At 62.1% G+C, this 20975-nt stretch carries 22 protein-coding genes; 10 read left to right on the top strand and 12 right to left on the bottom strand.

Translation table 11 applies throughout. The features are described from left to right. Positions 1 to 72 precede the first annotated feature (72 nt). From FH041_RS12915 to FH041_RS12940, 6 genes are all read left to right on the top strand, one after another. Positions 73 to 1410 (top strand): imelysin family protein, encoded by a 1338-nt coding sequence (locus tag FH041_RS12915; RefSeq protein WP_027914507.1) that lies wholly within the window; start codon positions 73 to 75, stop codon positions 1408 to 1410. Between the two features lie 137 nt (positions 1411 to 1547). Then, positions 1548 to 2030: a hypothetical protein gene (locus FH041_RS12920; protein ID WP_027914506.1), complete on the top strand. Its 483-nt coding sequence runs from the start codon at positions 1548 to 1550 to the stop codon at positions 2028 to 2030. Positions 2031 to 2042: 12 nt separating this feature from the next. Then, positions 2043 to 2429: a hypothetical protein gene (locus tag FH041_RS12925; protein ID WP_027914505.1), complete on the top strand. Its 387-nt coding sequence runs from the start codon at positions 2043 to 2045 to the stop codon at positions 2427 to 2429. A 108-nt stretch (positions 2430 to 2537) separates the two neighbouring features. Then, on the top strand, positions 2538 to 3965 hold the full coding sequence (locus FH041_RS12930) for a di-heme oxidoredictase family protein (protein WP_027914504.1): 1428 nt from the start codon (positions 2538 to 2540) through the stop codon (positions 3963 to 3965). Between the two features lie 19 nt (positions 3966 to 3984). Next, positions 3985 to 5049, top strand: a complete 1065-nt coding sequence (locus FH041_RS12935) for an imelysin family protein (RefSeq protein WP_027914503.1) — start codon at positions 3985 to 3987, stop codon at positions 5047 to 5049. A gap of 2 nt (positions 5050 to 5051) precedes the next feature. Continuing rightward, a complete protein-coding gene (locus FH041_RS12940) occupies positions 5052 to 6149 on the top strand; it encodes a DUF1513 domain-containing protein (RefSeq protein ID WP_027914502.1) in 1098 nt (365 codons plus the stop codon). Between the two features lie 27 nt (positions 6150 to 6176). Here FH041_RS12940 and FH041_RS12945 read toward each other — a convergent pair whose 3' ends face one another. The 4 genes from FH041_RS12945 to colR form a co-directional block, all read right to left on the bottom strand. Beyond that, complete coding sequence (locus tag FH041_RS12945) at positions 6177 to 6410, bottom strand: hypothetical protein (protein WP_023534390.1); 234 nt, start codon at positions 6408 to 6410, stop codon at positions 6177 to 6179. Between the two features lie 148 nt (positions 6411 to 6558). Continuing rightward, positions 6559 to 7239: a class I SAM-dependent methyltransferase gene (locus tag FH041_RS12950; RefSeq protein ID WP_027914501.1), complete on the bottom strand. Its 681-nt coding sequence runs from the start codon at positions 7237 to 7239 to the stop codon at positions 6559 to 6561. 108 nt (positions 7240 to 7347) lie between these two features. Continuing rightward, entirely contained in the window at positions 7348 to 8655 is a 1308-nt protein-coding gene (locus tag FH041_RS12955) for a HAMP domain-containing sensor histidine kinase (RefSeq protein WP_027914500.1), read from the bottom strand. Then, positions 8645 to 9328: a two-component system response regulator ColR gene (gene colR, locus FH041_RS12960; RefSeq protein ID WP_023534349.1), complete on the bottom strand. Its 684-nt coding sequence runs from the start codon at positions 9326 to 9328 to the stop codon at positions 8645 to 8647. The genes FH041_RS12955 and colR overlap by 11 nt, the downstream gene beginning before the upstream one ends. A gap of 182 nt (positions 9329 to 9510) precedes the next feature. Between colR and FH041_RS12965 the strand changes: the two genes are divergently transcribed. Then, the gene (locus tag FH041_RS12965) at positions 9511 to 10239 is read left to right on the top strand and encodes a phosphatase PAP2 family protein (protein ID WP_027914499.1); all 729 of its coding nucleotides are present in this window, start codon (positions 9511 to 9513) and stop codon (positions 10237 to 10239) included. 93 nt (positions 10240 to 10332) lie between these two features. Here the strand turns inward: FH041_RS12965 and groL are convergent, their stop codons facing one another. From groL to FH041_RS12990, 5 genes are all read right to left on the bottom strand, one after another. Further along, complete coding sequence (groL, locus tag FH041_RS12970) at positions 10333 to 11976, bottom strand: chaperonin GroEL (RefSeq protein WP_027914498.1); 1644 nt, start codon at positions 11974 to 11976, stop codon at positions 10333 to 10335. Positions 11977 to 12026: 50 nt separating this feature from the next. Continuing rightward, positions 12027 to 12320, bottom strand: a complete 294-nt coding sequence (locus tag FH041_RS12975) for a co-chaperone GroES (protein ID WP_003251905.1) — start codon at positions 12318 to 12320, stop codon at positions 12027 to 12029. Between the two features lie 235 nt (positions 12321 to 12555). After that, positions 12556 to 13020 carry an FxsA family protein gene (locus tag FH041_RS12980; protein ID WP_027914497.1) on the bottom strand — a complete coding sequence of 155 codons (465 nt, stop codon included), beginning with the start codon at positions 13018 to 13020 and terminating at the stop codon, positions 12556 to 12558. Between the two features lie 67 nt (positions 13021 to 13087). Next, positions 13088 to 13819 carry a HugZ family protein gene (locus FH041_RS12985; RefSeq protein ID WP_027914496.1) on the bottom strand — a complete coding sequence of 244 codons (732 nt, stop codon included), beginning with the start codon at positions 13817 to 13819 and terminating at the stop codon, positions 13088 to 13090. A gap of 104 nt (positions 13820 to 13923) precedes the next feature. Then, a complete protein-coding gene (locus FH041_RS12990) occupies positions 13924 to 14934 on the bottom strand; it encodes a DUF481 domain-containing protein (RefSeq protein WP_027914495.1) in 1011 nt (336 codons plus the stop codon). 162 nt (positions 14935 to 15096) lie between these two features. Between FH041_RS12990 and FH041_RS12995 the strand changes: the two genes are divergently transcribed. Continuing rightward, positions 15097 to 15438 (top strand): MGMT family protein, encoded by a 342-nt coding sequence (locus tag FH041_RS12995; protein WP_088522941.1) that lies wholly within the window; start codon positions 15097 to 15099, stop codon positions 15436 to 15438. Between the two features lie 42 nt (positions 15439 to 15480). Continuing rightward, positions 15481 to 17028, top strand: a complete 1548-nt coding sequence (locus FH041_RS13000; protein ID WP_027914493.1) for an AmpG family muropeptide MFS transporter — start codon at positions 15481 to 15483, stop codon at positions 17026 to 17028. Between the two features lie 36 nt (positions 17029 to 17064). Here the strand turns inward: FH041_RS13000 and FH041_RS13005 are convergent, their stop codons facing one another. The 3 genes from FH041_RS13005 to FH041_RS13015 form a co-directional block, all read right to left on the bottom strand. Beyond that, the gene (locus tag FH041_RS13005; RefSeq protein ID WP_049696494.1) at positions 17065 to 18309 is read right to left on the bottom strand and encodes an MFS transporter; all 1245 of its coding nucleotides are present in this window, start codon (positions 18307 to 18309) and stop codon (positions 17065 to 17067) included. 191 nt (positions 18310 to 18500) lie between these two features. Then, positions 18501 to 19343 (bottom strand): mechanosensitive ion channel family protein, encoded by an 843-nt coding sequence (locus tag FH041_RS13010; RefSeq protein WP_140174683.1) that lies wholly within the window; start codon positions 19341 to 19343, stop codon positions 18501 to 18503. A 111-nt stretch (positions 19344 to 19454) separates the two neighbouring features. Then, positions 19455 to 19940: a YajQ family cyclic di-GMP-binding protein gene (locus tag FH041_RS13015; protein ID WP_110607306.1), complete on the bottom strand. Its 486-nt coding sequence runs from the start codon at positions 19938 to 19940 to the stop codon at positions 19455 to 19457. A 99-nt stretch (positions 19941 to 20039) separates the two neighbouring features. Between FH041_RS13015 and FH041_RS13020 the strand changes: the two genes are divergently transcribed. After that, the gene (locus tag FH041_RS13020; protein WP_125921915.1) at positions 20040 to 20957 is read left to right on the top strand and encodes a putative 2-dehydropantoate 2-reductase; all 918 of its coding nucleotides are present in this window, start codon (positions 20040 to 20042) and stop codon (positions 20955 to 20957) included. Positions 20958 to 20975 lie beyond the last annotated feature (18 nt).

A 20975-nucleotide genomic window follows, 5' to 3' on the forward strand; every position in this document is an offset into this window, starting at 1 on the left:
TGATGTGTCGGTTCAACGTGCCATCGCGCACGGTTCATCCATGGTCCAACCACACGACGCAGGAAACCAACAATGATTCGAACGCCCCTGGCCTCTGCCAGTCTGCTGGCCATTGCCATCGCTCTCGCCGGTTGCGGTGAAGGCAAGGACGACAAGACCGCCGCGCCGCAAGCCCAGGCGCCCGCTGCCGCCAGCACCCCTGCAGCAACGCCGGGGGCTGTCGACGAAGCCGCTGCCAAGGCCGTGGTCAAGCACTACGCCGAGATGGTCCATGCCGTGTACAGCGACTCGCTGAGCACCGCCAAAACCCTGCAGAGCGCCGTGGACGCATTCCTCGCCACGCCCAACGATCAGACGCTCAAGGCCGCCAGGGACGCCTGGGTCGCTGCGCGCGTGCCATACCTGCAAAGCGAAGTGTTCCGCTTCGGCAACACCATCATCGACGACTGGGAAGGCCAGGTGAACGCCTGGCCCCTGGACGAAGGCCTGATCGACTACGTCGACACCAGCTATGAGCACGCCCTGGGCAACCCGGCAGCCAGTGCCAATATCATCGCCAACACCGAGATCCAGGTGGGCGAAGAGAAGATCGACGTCAAGGACATCACCCCGGAGAAGCTGGCCAGCCTCAACGAGTTGGGCGGCTCCGAAGCCAACGTCGCCACCGGCTACCACGCCATCGAATTCCTGCTATGGGGCCAGGACCTGAACGGTACCGGCCCAGGTGCGGGTAACCGTCCGGCGTCGGACTACCTCGAAGGCCAGGGTGCCACGGGTGGTCACAACGACCGCCGCCGTGCCTACCTCAAGGCCGTCACCGACCTGCTGGTCGCCGATCTCGACGAGATGGTTGCCAACTGGGCGCCGAACGTGACCGACAACTATCGCGCCAAGCTCGAAGCCGAGCCTGCCACCGACGGCTTGCGCAAGATGCTGTTCGGCATGGGCAGCCTGTCGCTCGGTGAGCTGGCCGGTGAGCGCATGAAGGTGTCCCTGGAGGCGAACTCGCCCGAGGACGAACACGACTGCTTCAGCGACAACACTCACTACTCGCATTTCTACGATGCCAAGGGCATTCGCAACGTCTATCTGGGCGAGTACACCCGCCCCGATGGCACCAAGCTGACCGGGCCTAGCCTGTCGTCACTGGTGGCCAAGGCCGACCCTGCCGCCGATGCGACCTTGCGCGCAGACCTGGAAGCCACCGAAGCGAAGATCCAGGTGATCGTCGATCACGCCCTCAAAGGCGAGCACTACGACCAACTGATCGCTGCCGACAACACCGCCGGCAATCAGATCGTGCGTGATGCGATTGCAGCCCTGGTCAAGCAGACCGGTGCCATCGAACAGGCAGCCGGCAAACTGGGTATCGACAACCTGAACCCTGACACAGCCGACCACGAGTTCTGATCCCACCCTTGTGCAACACCCGACGCCCGGCCTAGAGCCGGGCGTTTTCATGTCTGCGGCAGCGCTTCCCGCTGCCTGGCAGGCCGATGATCGACCACCCTGTACGCATCATTCAATCGCCAACAGGGAGGCAGCCAATGCTGCAGATTCTCGATGTCTGGGGAGAGGGCCGGATCGTGCAGCGCGCTGAAGGCGCGAACCTGATCACAGGATTTCACAACGCCTATAACCTCAACAAAGCAGGGCAGCGCATCTCCAACGGCCCATTTGCTGGCGGGCCGATTCCCAACTTGATCCTGGTGTATGAGTACGACGCGCCCAAGTTCCCGATCGACGATCACTCCGTCCCGCATGTCACCCTCATGGGCGCGCCGATCACCCACACGGTGGCCGAGGAAATGTGCCGTGTATTGGCAGGGTCAGGCAAGGTCTACCTGTACGACCCCAACGAAAGCGACCGACGACTGTTCGAAGCCGTGGCTCACGAGTATGGCCTGCAACCCTTGGGTCGCTTCGATCCAGCCACCCTCGAACCGCCCTTCAATGAAATCACCTTGCTCGCGGCCTACGTATACCGCGCCCCGAGCGCCCCCTTGCCACGTCCGAGTACTCATCCATAAAGGAGATACACCATGGCCAGCGTCACCTACCTGCGTTCCATTGCCAACAACACGCCTTATACCCTGACTTTGGTTGACGGAGAGAGCCGTAGCCAAAGCCTGGCAATTGGCGCCCAGCACGCCTGGAACGGCTCGCTCGCGGTACCTTGGATCGGTAAATCCAAAGAGAACTACAAGGCGCTGCGCTTGATTCTGGGGCCAGGTGCAGAGACCAACATCTGGGTTTTTCAGGATTACTGGCAGCCCGCCCACAAGGATGTAGTGAAATACCTGACCGCCTCGTCCATGGAATACACCAGCGAAGAAGTGATGGAGGTCCCGGGCGATAATCATGAAGGCGGTAGCAAGAACCTCATCGTCAGCCTGGTCAATCGCCAGTTCAAACTCTTCATGGCATAAGCACCTGCCAAGACGATTTCATCCAGCAAACGCAAATTGCTCTTATTCAATGATCCTGGGCCTGATAAGCTTGCACGCCGGTTTTTACGTTCAGGCCCAGGATTCTGCATGTCCCTGCCGCTGTCCCGACTTGCCCCTCTGCTGCTGGTCTTTGCCCTCGCTGCCTGTGATGACGCTCCGCGTTTCACCCAGGCCGAGCCGGGCGAAGCGCTGTCAGGTGGCAAGACGACCGTGTTGCGCAGTGACCGCAATGCGTATTCGCAGCCCGCTGCCAATCTCTCCCCTGAGCGGCGCCTGGACTTTGCCGTGGGCAACAGTTTCTTTCGCAACCCGTGGGTCATCGCCCCCTCTACCACAACGGCGCGCGACGGCCTGGGCCCCTTGTTCAATACCAACGCCTGCCAGAACTGCCATGTGCGCGACGGGCGTGGCCACCCCCCCGCAACAGATGCCAGCAATGCAGTTGGCATGCTCGTGCGCCTGTCGATACCTGACCAGCCCTACCTGGCCAAGGTCATCGAACGGCTCGGGGTGGTACCGGAACCTGTGTACGGCACCCAGCTTCAGGACATGGCCATTCCTGGCGTAGTGCCTGAAGGCAAGGTGCGCATGACCTACACCCCGCAGACGGTCTCGTTCAAGGATGGCTATCAGGTCGAGCTGCGCATGCCTGCGTTGCAGATCACTCAGCTGGGCTATGGGGCGATGCACCCGGACACGCGCTTTTCGGCACGCGTGGCGCCACCGATGATCGGCCTGGGCCTGCTCGAGGCGATCCCCGAGGCCGACCTGCTGGCCAACGAAGACCCGGACGACCGCAATCGCGACGGGATTCGTGGGCGCGCCAACCGCGTATGGGACGACGCTCAGGGACGTTCAGTTGTTGGCCGCTTTGGGTGGAAAGCGGGCCAGCCCAACGTGAACCAGCAGAACGCGCATGCGTTCGCCGGCGACATGGGCCTGACGACGACATTGCAGCCCAACGACGACTGCACCCAGGCGCAGGTCGAATGCCGCGCAGCGCCCAATGGCGACGGCGTGGCAGGCGAAAAGGAAGTCAGTGACAACATCCTGCGCCTGGTCACCTTCTATACACGCAACCTTGCAGTACCGGCCCGGCGGGATGTGTCTGACCCCCAGGTGCTTGCAGGCAAGAACCTGTTCCACGAGGCCGGGTGCCAGAGTTGTCACATTCCTCAGTTCACCACCGCCAGCGATGCCGCCGAGCCGGAGCTCGCCGGTCAGACCATCCGGCCCTATACCGATCTGCTGCTGCATGACATGGGGCCCGGCCTTGCCGATGAACGAACCGAATTTGCCGCCAACGGCCAGGACTGGCGCACGGCCCCGCTCTGGGGAATCGGCCTGAGCGAAACGGTCAGCGGTCACTCGCAATTTCTGCATGACGGACGCGCGCGCAACTTGCTCGAAGCGGTGCTGTGGCACGGCGGCGAAGCCCAGGCAGCACGCGATTTCGTCCTTACATTCGATGCCGAGCAGCGCGCTGCGCTGCTGGCTTTTCTGAACTCACTTTAAACATGCACAGGAGCCGGCCATGTTCCGACCCAAACTGTTGTTTACCAGCCTCGCTGCCCTGGCCCTTGGCGCCTGCTCGCCGCAGGATCCGCAGGCCGTCACCTCCGCGGCCATCGCCAAGCAGGTGATCCTGCCCACCTACAGCCGCTGGGTCGAAGCCGACCGCATGCTGGCCGCCAGCGCCCTGGCTTTCTGTGAAGGCAAGGAGACCCTGGAAAAGGCGCGCGCCGATTTCCTCAATGCGCAAAAGGCCTGGGCCGAACTGCAACCCTTGCTGGTGGGTCCACTGGCCGAAGGCAACCGTGCGTGGCAGGTACAGTTCTGGCCTGACAAGAAGAACCTGGTCGGCCGTCAGGTCGAGCAATTGGTCAATGCGGACAAGCCTGTCGATGCGGCCTCCCTGGCCAAGGCCAGCGTTGTCGTCCGCGGCTTGTCGGCCTATGAGTACATCCTGTTCGACAGCAAGCCGGACATCGCCACGGCCGAGCAGAAGGCGCGATACTGCCCGATGCTGGTGGCCATCGCCGAGCACCAGAAGGGGCTGGCCGAGGAAATTCTCAAGGGCTGGAACAGCACTGATGGCATGCTCTCGCAGATGACCAAGTTCCCCAACCAGCGCTACGCCGATTCGCACGAGGCCATCGCCGACCTGCTGCGCGCACAGGTGACCGCTTTGGACTCGCTGAAGAAAAAGCTGGGTGCGCCCATGGGGCGGCAAAGCAAAGGCATCCCACAGCCGCTGCAGGCTGAAGCCTGGCGTAGCCACAACTCCATGAACAGCCTCCAGGCCAGCCTCAAGGCGGCCCAGGCGGTCTGGGTGGGTGTGGACAATCAAGGGCTGCGCGGGCTGCTGCCTAGCGATCAGAAGGCGCTTGCGCAAAAGATAGACGATGCCTACGCCACATCGTTGAAGTTGCTGGCCGACAATCAGAAAACCCTGGGCGAGCTGCTGGCCGACGATGCAGGCCAGCAGACCCTCAACCAGATCTACGACAGCCTCAACGTGGTACACCGCCTGCATGAAGGTGAGTTGGCCAAGGCACTTAACATTCAGTTGGGTTTCAACGCCAACGACGGTGACTGATCATGCTGCGACGCCAGGCCCTGAAACTCGGTAGCGTTGTGCTCAGTGCCCTTACCTTGGGCGGCTGGACGCTTCTGCGCAACAAAGGTAGCGAGCCCTTGCTGCTCTCGGCACGCGACGACGCCGACGGCAAGCACTACGCCGTGGGCTATCGCCTGGACGGCACCCAGGTGTTCAGCACCCAGGTCGCCCAGCGTTGCCATGCCATCATCGATCACCCCGACCGGCCCGTCGCCCTGTTCGTGGCTCGCCGCCCAGGGACCGAAAGCTACCTGGTCGATCTGCGCGACGGGAAGCTGCTGCAGACGGTGGTATCGCCGCCCGACCGGCATTTCTATGGTCATGCCGTGCTCCACAAGGACGGACAGTGGCTATACACCACCGAAAACGATACCCGTGACCCTGGCCGTGGCGTGCTGGGGGTCTACCGTTTCGACGACGAGCGCCTGGTGCGCACAGGCGAGCTCAGCACCCACGGCATTGGTCCGCACGAAGTCGCCTGGCTGCCGGACGGCGAAACGCTGGTAGTCGCCAACGGTGGCATCCGTACCGAAGCCGAAAGCCGGGTGGAAATGAACCTTGATGCCATGGAGCCGAGCCTGGTGCTGATGCAGCGCGACGGCACCTTGTTGAGCAAGGAAACCCTGGCCCAGCAGATGAACAGTGTTCGTCACCTGGCGGTAGCACGCGACGGGACCATTGCCGCGTGCCAGCAGTTCATGGGGGATGCCTCGGATACTGCCGAGCTACTGGCGATCAAACGGCCGGGCCAGCCTTTCCAGGCTTTCCCCGTTGCGCAACACCAGCTACAGGCCATGGCCCAGTACACCGCCAGCGTGGCCATTCACGACGAACTGCGTCTGGTGGCCTTGACAGCACCACGGGCTAACCGCCTGTTCGTCTGGGACCTGGACAGCGGCGCCGTTCGTCTGGATGCGCCCATGCCCGACTGTGCCGGGGTTGGTGCGGTGAAGGACGGGTTCGTCGTGACATCTGGCCAAGGCCGTTGCCGGTTCTATGATTGCCGCAAGCACCAGCTTGTCGGCCAGCCCCTGAACCTGCCTTCAGGCTTCTGGGACAATCACCTGCACCTAATCTGAAATGTGCGTCAGGCCATGCCCTGCGGCTTAGCCGAACGGCCGCAGGCCCTGGCGCATGCCGAACAGGAACAGCAGCAGGTCATGATCAGGCTGCACCTTGGCCTGCTGCTGCGGCTTTACCTCGCGCGGCAGTGCACATTGTTCAGCCAGCTCCGATTGGCTGAATACCACTGTTTTTGGTTGTTCCCACGCTGCCACCGCAACGGTAGTGAGCGCCAGGCCCCCAACCAGGAACAAAGTTCGAGCTATTTCTAGTTTCATTGCCCTAACCCTTTGACAGCGCTGCCAAACGCTACCTCATCAACGTAGTGCAACCTACGCCCCTTTGCACGCTTGAACGACGAATGGCGGCACCTGTCACATGGGTGATCACGCACAGGGCGCTGCCCTCGAGAGCCGTCAATGCGCCTCAACCCTTGCGCAATACATACACACGCCACATGGCATAAAACGGCAGGAAGTCGAGACGCTCCTGGATTCTGAAACCCGCGGCAGCGAATTCCGCCTCAACCGTTTCGGTGGGTAACACAAAACGGTTCTGGTAACTTTCCGGTCCATGCTCGGCGCCGCGACGCCGCTCGAGCTTCCTGCGCCGCCAGGCTTTGAAATTGCCATCCACCCACAACGACACAATCACGCTGTCTCGGCTAACCCGATGAAATTCATTGAGAATCGCTTTTCTGTGCGCCGCTTCGCCAATATGGTGAAACAGACGCATGCAAAAGATGCTGTCCACCGCGTTGTCCGGCAATTCGATGGCAAAGGCCGAGGTCTGCAAAGGTCGTACCCGGGCCACGATTTCCGGTGGTTGGGCCGCGCATGCCGTCTCGATCATGTCGGCAGAATTGTCTGCTCCGATGATCACGCGGTTGGCTTTTTCCGCCAGCAGTGGCCAGAAGCGACCCGCCCCGCAGGGCAGGTCCAGGACCAGGCCCGGCTCGCCCGCCAGCATCAGGGCCCGTCGAGCCAACTGTTCATCGCGCTTATGGGAAAGGCGCCTGGCAAGGCCAGCCTGGTGCTTCAAAAAATACTGTTGGGCATGGGCCTTGTCGTATTTACGGGAAAACTCGAGGTTGATGGGGCTACGCATCGGGCATCTCCTGATTCCAATGGCGGCCAGACTAAGCAGCCAAGCGTTGGAATCAGGTTATGGCCTTGTGAAAAAAGCGTTCTTCAATAGGATATTTCTTACAGGCTATTACGAAAGTGTGTTCAGCTCGCCCTTGGCTACGGTGCTGCTGAGGTCCACTTGGAAACGGCAGCCATGGGGGTGGGTCGAGGTCAGGGTGACCTGCCAGCCTTGGTCATCGCAAATGCGCTGGACCAACGACAAGCCCAGGCCAAGCCCTTCACCTCGGCGCTCATCCCCCCGCACGAAGGGCTTGAACATGGCTTCGCGCTGCTCCTCCGGGATGCCTACCCCACTGTCTTCCACGGTGAAATGCGTGGCTTGCAGGGTCAGACGAATGTAACCGCTGTCGGTGTAATGGGCAGCATTACGCAGCAAGTTGCCCATGACCGATTGCAGGAAGGTGGCGTTGTACAAGACCGGACCTGCGTTACCACGGCCTTCGTAATGCAGCGTCAGCCCCTTTTGTTCGATGGTGTCGCGCCATACACCGATCAATTCGTCCCCCACCTCGCGCAGGGTTGCCCGCGAAGCCACAGCGCCTTCGTCTCTTTGAGCCCGGGCCAGCATGAGGAAGGTTTTTACCAGCTCGCGCATTTCCTCGGTGGCGCGGGCTACCCGTTCGACCTGACTGCGCGAGCGCGCGTCCAGTGCCGGGTTTTCCATGAGCAGCTCGCACGAGGTGGCCAGCACCATCAGCGGCGTACGCAACTCGTGGCTGACGTCGCTTGTGAACAGGCGCTCGCGCGTCAAGGCATCGCGCAGACGGCCCAGGGTGTCGTCGAAGGCCACTGCCAACTGCCCGACCTCGTCGGCGGCGTAATCAGGCGCCAATGGTGGCGCCAACCCCAACAGCTGATCGCGATGGCGCACTTGGCGCGCCAGGCGGATGACCGGCGCCATCACCCGACGCGCTACCAACCAGCCCAGAATCACGGCGAGCACCAGGCTCAATACGAACCCTACGACCACCACCGCGAACAGCAGCCGTTCTCGCTCCTCGAAGTCGCTTTGATCCTGCAACAGCACGTAGCGACGACCGTCCACGATCTCCACCATGGCGTGATACGAAAGCTGATCGCGAAAGACCTCGTGGAAACCCCGGTCCAGATGGCGCAGGTCCTTTGGCAACTCGAAGTCGTCCCGCCCGCCACTGAAGTAGAACAGTTGGTCCGGTCGCGGACGGTGACTCCAGTCGCTGACGCTGTCCATGCGCAACAGACGCTGCAAGTCACCGCCGAGCACCGACGAAATCAGGCGTTCTTCCACCAGGTGCACGGTAGAAACGATACCCACGGCGAAAGCCCCCGCCACCAGCGCGCTCATCAACGCAAAGGCAATGATGATGCGCTGGGCAAGGCTCTGTTTAAACTCCATCGCGGCCCTCGGCGAGGCGATAGCCGACGCCATGGACGGTATGCAGCAGGGGTTTTTCAAAGGGTTTGTCGATCACCTGGCGCAACTGGTGTACATGGCTGCGCAGGCTGTCGCTGTCGGGGCAGTCATCGCCCCACAGGGCTTCTTCGAGCACTTCGCGCCGCAACACGTGCGGGCTCTTCTGCATGAGCACCGCCAGCAGTTTCAGGCCGACCGGGTTGAGCTTGAGCAGGCGGCCTTGCCGGCTGACCTCGAGTGTGTCGAGGTCGTAGCTCAGGTCTGCAACCTGCAGCGTGCGACGTCCACCACCCTGCGCCCTGCGCAGCACGGCTTCGATACGCGCAGACAGCTCGGACAAGGCGAAGGGCTTGAGCAGGTAGTCATCGGCGCCGGAACGGAAGCCTTGCAGCCGATCGTCCAGCTGATCGCGGGCGGTGAGCATGATCACCGGCGTGTCGCGGCGTGCGTCTTCGCGCAGGCGCTTGCACAGCGTATAGCCATCGATGCCCGGCAACATGATGTCGAGCACGATCAGGTCATAGTGCTCGGTCGCTGCCAGGTGCAGGCCCGACAACCCATCCTGGGCACAGTCGACGGTATAGCCCTTCATGCCGAGGTAATCGGCAAGGTTGGCCAGAATATCGCGGTTGTCTTCAACCAAGAGGATGCGCATGAATTTCTCCTGTGCGACGCTGCTCGCGGTGATGCGCGGCAGGCGCAGCTTAAGGCCTAAGCCTGCGGGGTGCCAGCCTTTGGATGAATTCAGGCGGCTTGACGTTTTTTTCACCGAACCTTCACGGACACAGCATAGAAGCGGCCTGACAATGCGCGACCTTCTCGCGCCCTGGAGCCGCCATGCAGCAATCAAATTGCCCTCGCCCCTTGAACCTGTGGCTGTACCTGGGTATTCCAATGGCCATCATGCTTGGGCTGGTGGCGCTCGAATGGACGTCGGTGGACATGGACATAGCCAACCTGTTCTTCGATACCGCCACCGGGCAGTTCATCGGTCGCCACAGCTACCTGCTGGAGAACATCCTGCATGACCGGGTCAAGCAGGGCGTAATCGTGTTGGGCGTACTGGCACTGGCTGTGTTCGCGGCAAGTTTCTTGGTCAAGGGTTTGTACAGCTGGCGCCGCGAACTGGGCTGCCTGGTGCTCGCACTGGGGGTGTCCACCGCCTTCGTCACACCGCTTAAGAAACTGACGCAGGTGCAGTGCCCTTGGAGCCTCACGCAGTTCGGCGGCTCGGAAACCTACAGCAAGCTGCTCGAGCCAAGGCCTGCTACCGACAAGCCGGGGCTGTGCTGGCCGGGCGGTCACGCGACCACGGGGTTCTGCCTGTTCGCGCTGTTTTTCGCGTTGCGTGATCGTAAACCGCGCCTCGCGCGCGTGGCATTTGCGGCCGCCCTGATCGCCGGTACGGTCCTGTCGGTGGGCAGGATGATGCAAGGGGCGCACTTTTTGTCCCACAACGTGTGGACGGCCGTGTTCTGCTGGCTGATCGGCCTGGGTGCCTACTACCTGGTGCTGTACCGCAGACGGGCAGCAGACAGGCCAGCCGCCGAGCCCAACCCTGCCTGAGTCAGTGCCCCCCGGTCGAGTGCCGAGCCCTGAACGAAAAAGCCCCGGCTCTTGCGAGCCGGGGCTTAGGGGTATAGCGAGGGTAAGGCTGGCTTACATCATGCCGCCCATGCCACCCATGCCGCCCATGTCAGGCATGCCGCCGCCTGCTGGCTTGTCTTCCGGCAGGTCAGCAACCATGGCTTCGGTGGTGATCATCAGACCGCCGATCGAAGCAGCAGCTTGCAGTGCCGAACGGGTAACCTTGGCTGGGTCCAGGATACCCATTTCGATCATGTCGCCGTACTCGCCGGTCGCAGCGTTGTAGCCGTAGTTGCCCGAACCCTGCTTGACCTTGTCAGCCACAACGCTTGGCTCGTCGCCGGCGTTGGCAGTGATCTGACGCAGCGGGGATTCGACCGCACGGCGCAGCAGCGAGATACCGACGTTCTGGTCTTCGTTGTCACCTTTGAGGTCAACGATTGCAGACAGGGCGCGCACCAGGGCAACACCACCGCCAGGCACCACGCCTTCCTCGACCGCTGCACGGGTAGCGTGCAGTGCGTCTTCGACGCGGGCTTTCTTCTCTTTCATTTCGACTTCGGTGCCAGCACCGACCTTGATGACGGCAACACCGCCGGCCAGCTTGGCCAGACGCTCTTGCAGCTTCTCACGGTCGTAGTCCGAAGAGGTTTCTTCGATCTGAGCACGGATCTGCTTGACGCGACCCTGGATATCGTCTTCAGCGCCAGCGCCGTCGATGATGATGGTGTTTTCCTTGGACAGGGTAACGCGCTTGGCGTTGCCCAGGTGTTCCAGGGTAGCGGTTTCCAGGGACAGGCCGATTTCTTCGGAGATGACCTGGCCGCCAGTCAGGACGGCGATGTCCTGCAGCATGGCCTTGCGACGGTCGCCGAAGCCTGGTGCCTTGACCGCTGCAACCTTGACGATGCCGCGCATGTTGTTGACGACCAGGGTAGCCAGGGCTTCGCCTTCGACGTCTTCAGCAACGATCAGCAGCGGGCGGCCGGCCTTGGCAACGGCTTCCAGTACTGGCAGCAGCTCACGGATGTTGGAGATCTTCTTGTCGACCAGCAGCAGCAGCGGGCTGTCCAGCTCGGCAACCATGGTGTCTGGCTTGTTGACGAAGTACGGGGACAGGTAGCCGCGGTCGAACTGCATGCCTTCGACGACCGACAGCTCGTTTTCCAGGCCCGAACCTTCCTCGACGGTGATGACGCCTTCCTTGCCGACCTTCTCCATGGCTTCGGCGATGATTTCACCGATGGAGCTGTCGGAGTTGGCGGAAATGGTACCGACCTGGGCAATGGCCTTGGAATCGGCGCATGGCTTGGACAGGTTCTTCAGCTCGGCAACGATGGCGGAGGTCGCCTTGTCGATGCCGCGCTTGAGGTCCATCGGGTTCATGCCGGCAGCGACGGCCTTCAGGCCTTCGTTGACGATCGACTGAGCCAGCACGGTCGCGGTGGTGGTGCCGTCACCGGCTGCATCGTTGGCCTTGGAAGCGACTTCCTTGACCAACTGGGCGCCCATGTTCTCGAAGGCGTCCTTGAGCTCGATTTCCTTGGCGACGGAAACGCCGTCCTTGGTGATGGTCGGCGCGCCGAAGCTCTTGGCCAGTACCACGTTACGGCCTTTCGGGCCCAGGGTCGCTTTTACCGCGTCAGCCAGAACGTTGACACCAACCAGCATTTTCTTGCGAGCGGAATCGCCGAATTTTACGTCTTTAGCAGCCATGATCGTTTAATCCTTGATAAATCTTTGGAGTAACGGGAAGTCGGTGGAAATCAGCCTTCAACAACGGCCAGGATTTCGTTTTCGGCCATGACCAGCAGGTCTTCGCCGTCGACTTTCACGGTGTTGCTACCCGAGTACGGGCCGAAAACCACTTTGTCACCCACTTTCACGGCCAGTGCACGTACTTCGCCGTTGTCCAGGACGCGGCCAGTGCCGACGGCGACGACTTCGCCGCGGTTTGGTTTTTCAGCGGCCGAACCTGGCAGGACGATACCGCCAGCGGTTTTCGATTCTTCTTCGCTGCGACGGATGACGACGCGGTCATGCAGAGGACGAAGCTTCATTGTCGATCTCTCCCAAATTGTGGTTTTCATCGGCCGGTGTCGACACCGGCGGGTTGATGCTGTCCGGCGTTGCCGGAAGGCCGCTCGCAACGAGCAAACGGCCTGAGTCATGTCTGGTGTCACCACCAGAAACCTTGCGGTGACCACTACATGAGGCCGTCCGAATCGATTACAAGGCTTGGCAGGGAATTTTTTTTGCCTAGGTATGAAAAAGGGCCGCTTGGCGGCCCTGTTCTCACTGATCGCGGCGCTCGTACTCGCCTTCGATCACATTGGGCCGATGGCCCCCGTCACGCGGGGGCTGGCCCTGCAAAGGGTCATCCTGAAACGCTCGCTGGCGGGTCGCCTGGGCCTGGGCACGCTCGCGCATCTTGCGAGCCGCCAGACGGCGGGTGAAGGGCAACAGGCACAGCAGGCCGAGCACGTCGCTGATGAAACCGGGGATCATCAGCAGCCCGCCGCCGACCGCCAGCATCATGCCATGGAACATGTCCTCGGCAGGCAGCTCACCGCGTTGCAGGCTTTCACGCGCACGCAGGGCCGTGGCCAACCCGGCGACTCGCATGACCAAGACCCCGAGGGCGGAGCCGGCGATAATCAGCAGCAATGCGGGGAAGAACCCGATGGCACCGCTGACTTTCACGAAGACGAACAGCTCCAGCACTGGAAACAGCAGAAGCAGCAGTAGAAAAACACGCATCAAAGCATTCCTCGTCGCAAGACACCCTTGCAGTAAGACCTACAAATGGATGCGTGTGCTCCGCTTTTCAAGCAGGTATTTCGCTCGAAGCCGGCCAGCGGTCGGCGCGGGCCAGAAAAACCAAGGCTTCGCGCACTTGTGTCGGCGTATTGCAATGAGTCGGAAATGCCAACCAGTGGATCGCCTGGCCGATGCGCAGGTGCATCCCTTCGCTGTCGATACCGACCAACTGCGCAGGCATGTGGCTGGGAAGCTGGGCAAGCTGCACATAGTGCGCGATGGCCACGGCATGGTCGCTGTTCATGTGCTCGATCATGCCGCTCTCGACCTTGCCGGCGAACGGATTGGCCAAGGTCACCTTGTCGAGCCAGTGGATGGCACCGAAGCCACCGATGTAGCGATGCCGTACCGGCTCAAGCACCCAGAAATCGAAGTCGTGAGCCTGGTGGTAGTCGGCCGCGTCCGGGAAGTAGCGGTAATAGCGCAGGGCCGCTGCCTCGATGCTGGCCGGGTCCTGCAGCTTGCTCGCCTCGGCCATGACGGTCAGTCGCCCGACCGCCTGCACGTCCTGCGCCTCACGCTCGCCCACCAGCAGCGAACACTTGGCGTCCTTGTGCAGGTTATGCGTGTGCTGGGCGATACGGCTGATCAGGATGAGCGGCCTGCCCTCTGCATCGAGGCAATAGGGCACGACCGAACCGAACGGGAAACCAGGCATGGACTTGGAATGGGTCGACAAGACCCCCCGGTATTCCTTGAGCAACAATTCCCGGGCAGGACGGACGGCGTTCTCACTCACTTCGAAACCCCTCGATGAAACCCTGCAGGCAGCAGGCGGTGATGGCAGGCACAAGACCGACAAGGGCAGGCCTGACTCCAATCGCCCAGCTTAACCCCGACGGCTTACCAGGTAACGCCAAAGCCTGCAGTGTAGCGGGTCTTGTCCAGGTCGCTCTCGCGGGTGCCACTGATGATGTCCTTCTCGGCCTTGAGGTTCAGCGACGCCCAGTCGGTGACCTTGTAGCGCAGGCCCACTTCGGCGTCCAGGGAATAGTCGGCGACATTGCCCAGGGGCTTTGCCAGCTCGCCGTTAGTGAACAGCTGCACCTTCTTGCCGATCAGGTAGCGGGTGTAGTCCCACTTCACGGCGGCGGAATAGAAGTTGTCCTTGTCACCGTCCTGGTACTCGAAGTCGGTACGGTTGATCAGCGAGCCCAGCGAGAAGGCACCCAGCTCGTCGTCCCAGAACTGGTAGCCAGGGCCAGTACCCACCGTGCGCTGGCGGGCGAGGTCTTCGATACGGTCACGCTTGTACTCGGCACGCCCCTGCCAGAACCATTTCTCGGTCAGGAAGCGGTCCAGCGCATACTCGGCGCTCCAGTTGTCGGTGGTGGTGACATCGTCCTTGGTCTCGCGGTTGTACTCGCCTTCGGCGTTATGACGCCAGCGCCCATGGCGTGCAGTGGTCTTGAAACTGACGTCGTAGTCGTCGGTGTCGTTCTCGGCCCGCTTGTAGTCCAGCGCCACATCGACATTGCCTTTCCAGACCAGGTCCTCGACCACCGGCTTGGGCTTCATGATCTGCTCGATGCTCGCCAGGTCCACCGTCTTGGGTGCCTCGCCGTTGGCCAGGGTCACTTTGCCTGCCTCGGCAGCCTGGAGCGACTTGGCCTTCTCGCCGGAGTAGGCATCCTGCTTGACCAGCAGCTCCTGGTCGCTTTCAAGGGTCTTCACCTGTTTCCAGTCCAAGGCGATCGAACCGCCGTAAGGCGTTTCGAGCAGCAGCTTGCCGCCGTCGAAGACCTTGATCTTGCCGCTCAGGCGGTCGCCATTTTTCATCCAGACAGTATCGGCGAACGCCGAGGAGACGCAGCAGGAGGCGGCGAGCAGTGAGAGCAGTAATTTGAAGGACATAAGCGGGCTACAGGTTCGATTTGGCGAGAAAACCGGGCATTATCCAGATGCAACCGGCAAGAGCAAGCAAAGACCTGCCACGCGCCGATGAGTTCCACTCTCATTTGCCGGCCGTTGGTCAGGTTTCATGTACACCCCAGGGAGGGCCTGGTGTTCGACGCGATGGAGCATACCTTGGAAACTGCAGAGGGCCGACGGACGGCATTGTATTCAGTGCTCGGCCAGGTGCCTGTCGGGCGCGTGGTGAGCTATGGCCAACTGGCAGAGCTTGCCGGGCTTGGCAAGGCCGCCCGGTGGGTGGGCCGCACGCTGTCCCAGTTGCCTGAGGGCACGCGTTTGCCTTGGCATCGGGTGCTGGGCGCAGGCGGTCGCCTGAGCCTGCCTTCAGGTACGCCATCGGGCGATGAGCAACGGGCCCGTTTGCGTGCCGAAGGCGTGCACGTGGCCAACAATCGCGTGGATATGACGCGCCATGGCTGGCGCCCGATGGAGCACAGCGGTTAGAGTGCGCGCTTTGTCCTGGAAACTTGAGGCAGATGTTGGTCCATGCCCCGTAAAACCTGGCGCGCTGCGCTCGCTGCCTATGCCAGCCCGTCAACCCTGGTGCTTTTGCTGCTCGGCTTCGCGGCCGGCCTGCCTTACATGCTGGTGTTCTCGACCCTCTCCGTATGGTTGCGCGAAGCCGGCGTAGCCAGGGAAACCATCGGCTATGCCAGCCTTATCGGCCTGGCCTATGCCTTCAAATGGGTGTGGTCGCCGCTGCTGGACCAATGGCGTTTACCGCTTCTGGGCGGCATGGGGCGTCGCCGTTCCTGGCTGCTGCTGTCCCAGGCACTGGTCGTGGTGGGCCTGGTCGGCATGAGCCTGTGCGACCCGCAACAGCACCTTTCGTGGCTGATCGCCCTGGCCGTCCTGGTGGCCTTTGCCTCGGCCACCCAGGATATCGCCGTGGATGCCTACCGCCTGGAGATCGCCGATGACCAGCGCCAGGCGGCCCTGGCCGCCAGCTACATGGCCGGTTATCGCGTCGCCGCCCTGCTCGCCACCGCCGGCGCGCTGTTCTTTGCCGAATGGTTTGGCTCCACCGGGTTCAGCTACCTGCACAAGGCGTGGGCCGGCACCTATGTGATGTTCGCAGTCATGATGCTTCCGGCCCTCTTCACGACCCTGGTCATGCGCGAGCCACCCGTGCCCCTGCGCACCCAGCTTTCGGCAGCCCGCTACGGGTTGGCCCACCAGTTGGCCTCGGTGTTCGTGCTCATCATCCTGCTGGTGTCGGTGCCGGCCAGCTTCACGCAGATGTTCAATACAGGCTGGTCGAGCGTGATCTCGGGCGACGCCACGCCCCTGGACCTGCTGCTCGAGGACCGCGCCTTCCTGCGCTTGATCCTGTACGTGCTGCTGTCCTGGGCTTGCCTGTCGAGCCTTGGCCGCCGCGGCCTTGCGCCGGTGCTCACGCCCATCAATGACTTTATCGTGCGCTACCGCTGGCAAGCCCTGCTGCTACTCGGGCTGATCGCCACCTACCGCATGTCCGACACGGTAATGGGCGTCATGGCCAACGTGTTCTACATCGACATGGGCTTTACCAAGGACCAGATCGCCAGTGTCAGCAAGATTTTCGGTCTGATCATGACCTTGGTGGGCGCCGGCGTGGGCGGCCTGCTCATCGTGCGCTTCGGCATCATGCCCATTCTGTTCATCGGTGGTGTGGCGTCAGCCGGCACCAACATTCTGTTCCTGATGCTGGCGGACATGGGCCCGAATCTGGAAATGCTGGTGGTGACCATTTCGCTGGACAACTTCAGCTCCGGCATGGCGACTTCAGCCTTTGTCGCCTACTTGTCGAGCCTGACCAACCTCAAGTTCTCGGCCACCCAGTATGCGCTACTGAGCTCGATCATGTTGCTGCTGCCACGCTTGATCGGTGGCTATTCCGGCGTCATGGTGGAGAAGTTCGGGTACCACGATTTCTTCCTGATCACCGCGCTGCTTGGCGTGCCGACCTTGATCCTGATCGCCTTGCAGTGGCGCCAGGACAGCACGCCCGGCCAGTCGGCCAGCCCACCTGCCCCGGCCTCCGAGCAGCCCTGAACCGCCTGCCTTGCGAGGGCAAGGCATGTGTACCGCCTAAGGCATCACAGCCGCTTGGGCACTGCGCGCCCTCAACAGCGACCACAGCGGCCACAGGGCTAGCCCCCCTGCCACACTGGCCGCCACGGCAAAGTGCAAAAGGCTCGCCCCGGCACCGATCATGGCCAGCAAGGCCCCGCCTAATCCCAGCAGCGCGATGGTGATCATGCCGAGCATGGCCGAGACCAGGCCTTTGCTTTGAGTGCTTGCGAACAATGTCATGCGATAGAGCACGGCATTGGCGATACCCAGGCCCAGTGCGTAGAGCGAAAGACCTGCCACCAGGCTGATAACGCTCGGCCATACCCAGGTTGCCACCACCATCAGGCAGAGCCCTGCCACATAAGGCCACAGCGCACCGCGCACCAACGTCGGCAGCGGATGACGGTCGGCAATGTGGTTGATGATCAGGTTGCCCAGAATCAGCCCACCAAACACCGGCAACTGCCACAGGGCATAGGCGAGCGTGCTTAGCCCTTCATCGTGGATGAGCAGCACCGGGGACAGGCCAATCCAGCCGATCAACGGCAGACCAACCAGGCCCAGGGCGGCGCTGCCGGCGACGAAACGCCGGTTCGACAGCAGCTGCCCGTACCCGGCCAGCAACGGCAACAGGTGGATCGGGGTGAAGGCCAGGCGCGAGCCGTCGCGCCGCTCCACACCCAAGGTTTCGGGCATCAACCGATACAGCAGCAACCAGGCAACCACAGCGCCAATGGCAAACGCCACGAACAACCAGCGCCAGTCCAGCCATTGCAGCATCAGCGTCCCCACCAAAGGCCCCAGCAGTGGCGACAGCAAGGCGATATTGGCCAGCAAGGCCATCATGCGCACGGCATCCGCCTCGCTGAATGCCTCGTTGAGTGCGGGATAACTGACCGTGACCACAAAACCCAGTCCGATGCCTTGCAGCAGACGCAGCAGGTTGAACAGGCCAATGTCATGGACCCAGAAGGTGCCCAGGCACGCCAGGCCGAAGAATGCGCAACCGGTGAGCAGCAGCGGTCGGCGGCCGTAGCGATCGGCCAACGGCCCGATCAGCCATTGCAGCAAGACACCCCCGAGCAGGTAGAGATTGAGCGCGTGGGGAATGTATTCGGGGCCGGCCTTGAGCTCGCCCACCACAACGGGCATCGCCGGCATGACGGCGTCGCTGGCCAGGTAGGTCAGCAGCTCGAACAGCGCGAGTGTCAGGCCAAACAACAAGGCCCGCAGCGGGGTGATGTACAGCAGTGGTTTCATGATGGTTTACGAAGATGACGGTGGGACGAGGCTATATGCCAGAAATCCCGATGACTGACTGTGAGCAAGTGTAAGCGCGCGAATAGATCCCCTTGAGCAACGAAGCCCGCCCTGCGCGCCCAGCAGGCCCTGTGAAGGACGCTGCTGAACCCGGAGGGCGGGCTCGATCGATGCCAGCCTGTGCTGAGGCCTTACTGCGCGGCCGTTTCCTGCACCACGCGAATGACCCGCTGCGGGAACGGAATGTCGATTCCTTCCGCCTTCAAGCGGTCACGTGCCTGCTCGTTGAGCATGAAGATCACGTCCCAGTAGTCCGAGGTCTTGGTCCACAGACGCAGCGAGACGGTGATCGAGCTGTCACCCAGGGTAGACACCACCGCCACAGGGGCGGGGTCGGCCAGCACACGTGGGTCCTGGGCCAGCTCCAGCAGGACGTTGCGCGCCTTCTGCAAGTCAGCCTCGTAGTCCACCCCCACGTCGAACACCACCTTGCGGGTGGGTTGGCGGTTGGTGTTGGTGATAATCCCGTTGGACAGGGAGCCGTTGGGCAGGATCACGGTCTTGTTGTCGCCGGTACGCAGCACCGTGTGGAAAATCTGGATGCTGTCCACGGTACCGCTCACGCCCTGCGCCTCGATCCAGTCACCGATGCGGAACGGGCGGAACAGCAGGATCAGTACGCCGCCTGCGAAGTTCGCCAGGCTGCCTTGCAACGCCAGGCCGATGGCCAGGGTAGCACCACCGATGGCCGCCACGAAGGAGGTCGTCTCGATACCGATCATCGAGGCCACGCTGATGGCCAGCAGGATCTTCAACACGATGTTGGCCAGCGTGCGGATGAAGTTCTGCAGCGCCGGGTCGTGGACTTTCAGGCCCACGAGCCTTCCCAGCCGGTCGCTGACGATGTTGGTCACCCACCAGCCGATGGCGAGGGTCACCAGCGCCAGCAGCAGGCGGCTGCCGTACGCCATGATCATGGGAATCCAGGTTTCGGATTGGCGGACCAGCTGATCGACTTCAGCACTCAAATCCATATTCATCTCCTGATGCCGAACGGCGATTGCACAATACGTCAGGCCGCCTGCATTTCAGCGGCCAGGCCCCCATGGACAGCCGTGAGTGCACGGGGGTTCCGGCGGCCCGGATCAGTCGCGGAAGTTGTTGAACTGCAGCGGCATGTCAAATTCCTTGGTACGGAGCAAGGCGATGGCTTCCTGCAGATCATCGCGCTTCTTGCCAGTGACCCGTACCTGCTCGCCCTGGATGGCGGCCTGGACCTTGAGCTTGCCATCCTTGATGGTGGCGACGATCTTCTTGGCCAGGTCCTTGTCGATGCCCTCGCGGAACTTGGCCTCCTGCTTTTTCTCCTTGCCGGACGGATAGGGGTCCTTGGTTTCCAGGCACTTGACGTCGATCTTGCGCTTGACCAGGGCCAGGCGCAGGATTTCGATCATCGCCTCGAGCTGGAACTCTTCCTCGGCCGTGAGCATGACGGTCTGCTCTTTATCCTTGAACTCGAAGCTGCCCTTGCCCTTGAGGTCGTAGCGGCGGTCAAGCTCCTTGATGGCATTGTCGACCGCGTTCTGCACTTCGTGCTTGTCCAGTTCCGATACCACGTCGAACGACGGCATGGTTACTCTCCCAAAATAAAAGCGCGCTCGGACTGAAGATGGAGCGCGCTGGGTTTGACGGTTAAAATGCGGGCTCATTATAACGGTTGCGAAACGCATATGAGCAGCACCTGGCACATTCTCGGCGCAGGAAGCCTGGGCAGCCTGTGGGCCTGTCGTCTGGCGCGGGCCGGCAAGGCCGTGCGCCTGATCATGCGTGACAGCACGCGTTTGCAGGCTTACCAGCAAGTGGGCAGCCTTGGCTTGCTGGAACAGGACCTGACCGCCCACTACGCCATACCGGCCGAGACAGCCCAGAGTGATGGGCCGATCCACCGCCTGCTGGTGGCCTGCAAGGCCTATGACGCGGCGCCGGCAGTGGCCAGCGTGACCAGCCGTCTTGTGCCCGGCGCCGAGGTGCTGTTGTTGCAAAACGGCCTGGGTAGCCAGGACGAGGTGGCCAGGCAGGTGCCGCAGGCCCGCTGCATCTTCGTCTCCAGCACCGAGGGCGCCTACCGGGAACGTGACTGGCAGGTGCGCTTCGCCGGGCAGGGGTACAACTGGCTGGGGGACCCGGGCAATCCTGCTCCACCGCCGTGGCTCGAGGATTTGCAAGCAGCGGGTATCCCTGCCCAATGGAGCCCCGATATCCTCAGCCGACTCTGGCGCAAGCTGGCCATCAACTGCGCGATCAACCCGCTGACCGTGCTGCACCAATGCCGCAACGGGGGCCTGCTGGGCCATCTCGATCAGGTGCAGGCACTGTGCGTTGAGCTCGAGCGTCTGTTGCGTCGGTGCGGCCAGCCGCAGGCCGCTAAGGACCTTGAACAGGACGTGCAACGGGTCCTCCTGGCCACTGCCACCAACTACGCTTCGATGTACCAGGATGTGCGGGCTGGCCGGCGTACCGAGGTGCAGTACCTGCTTGGCTATGCTTGCCAGGCAGCCCGCCGACATGGACTGCACCTGCCGCATCTGGAACACCTGCTCCAATGCCTGGTCGATAACTTGCGCGTGCGGGGCTTGCCCTGCGACTGACGCGGCCCTTGAACCCAC

The organism is Pseudomonas sp. SWI7, assembly GCF_006351945.1.
GTDB lineage: Bacteria > Pseudomonadota > Gammaproteobacteria > Pseudomonadales > Pseudomonadaceae > Aquipseudomonas > Aquipseudomonas fulva.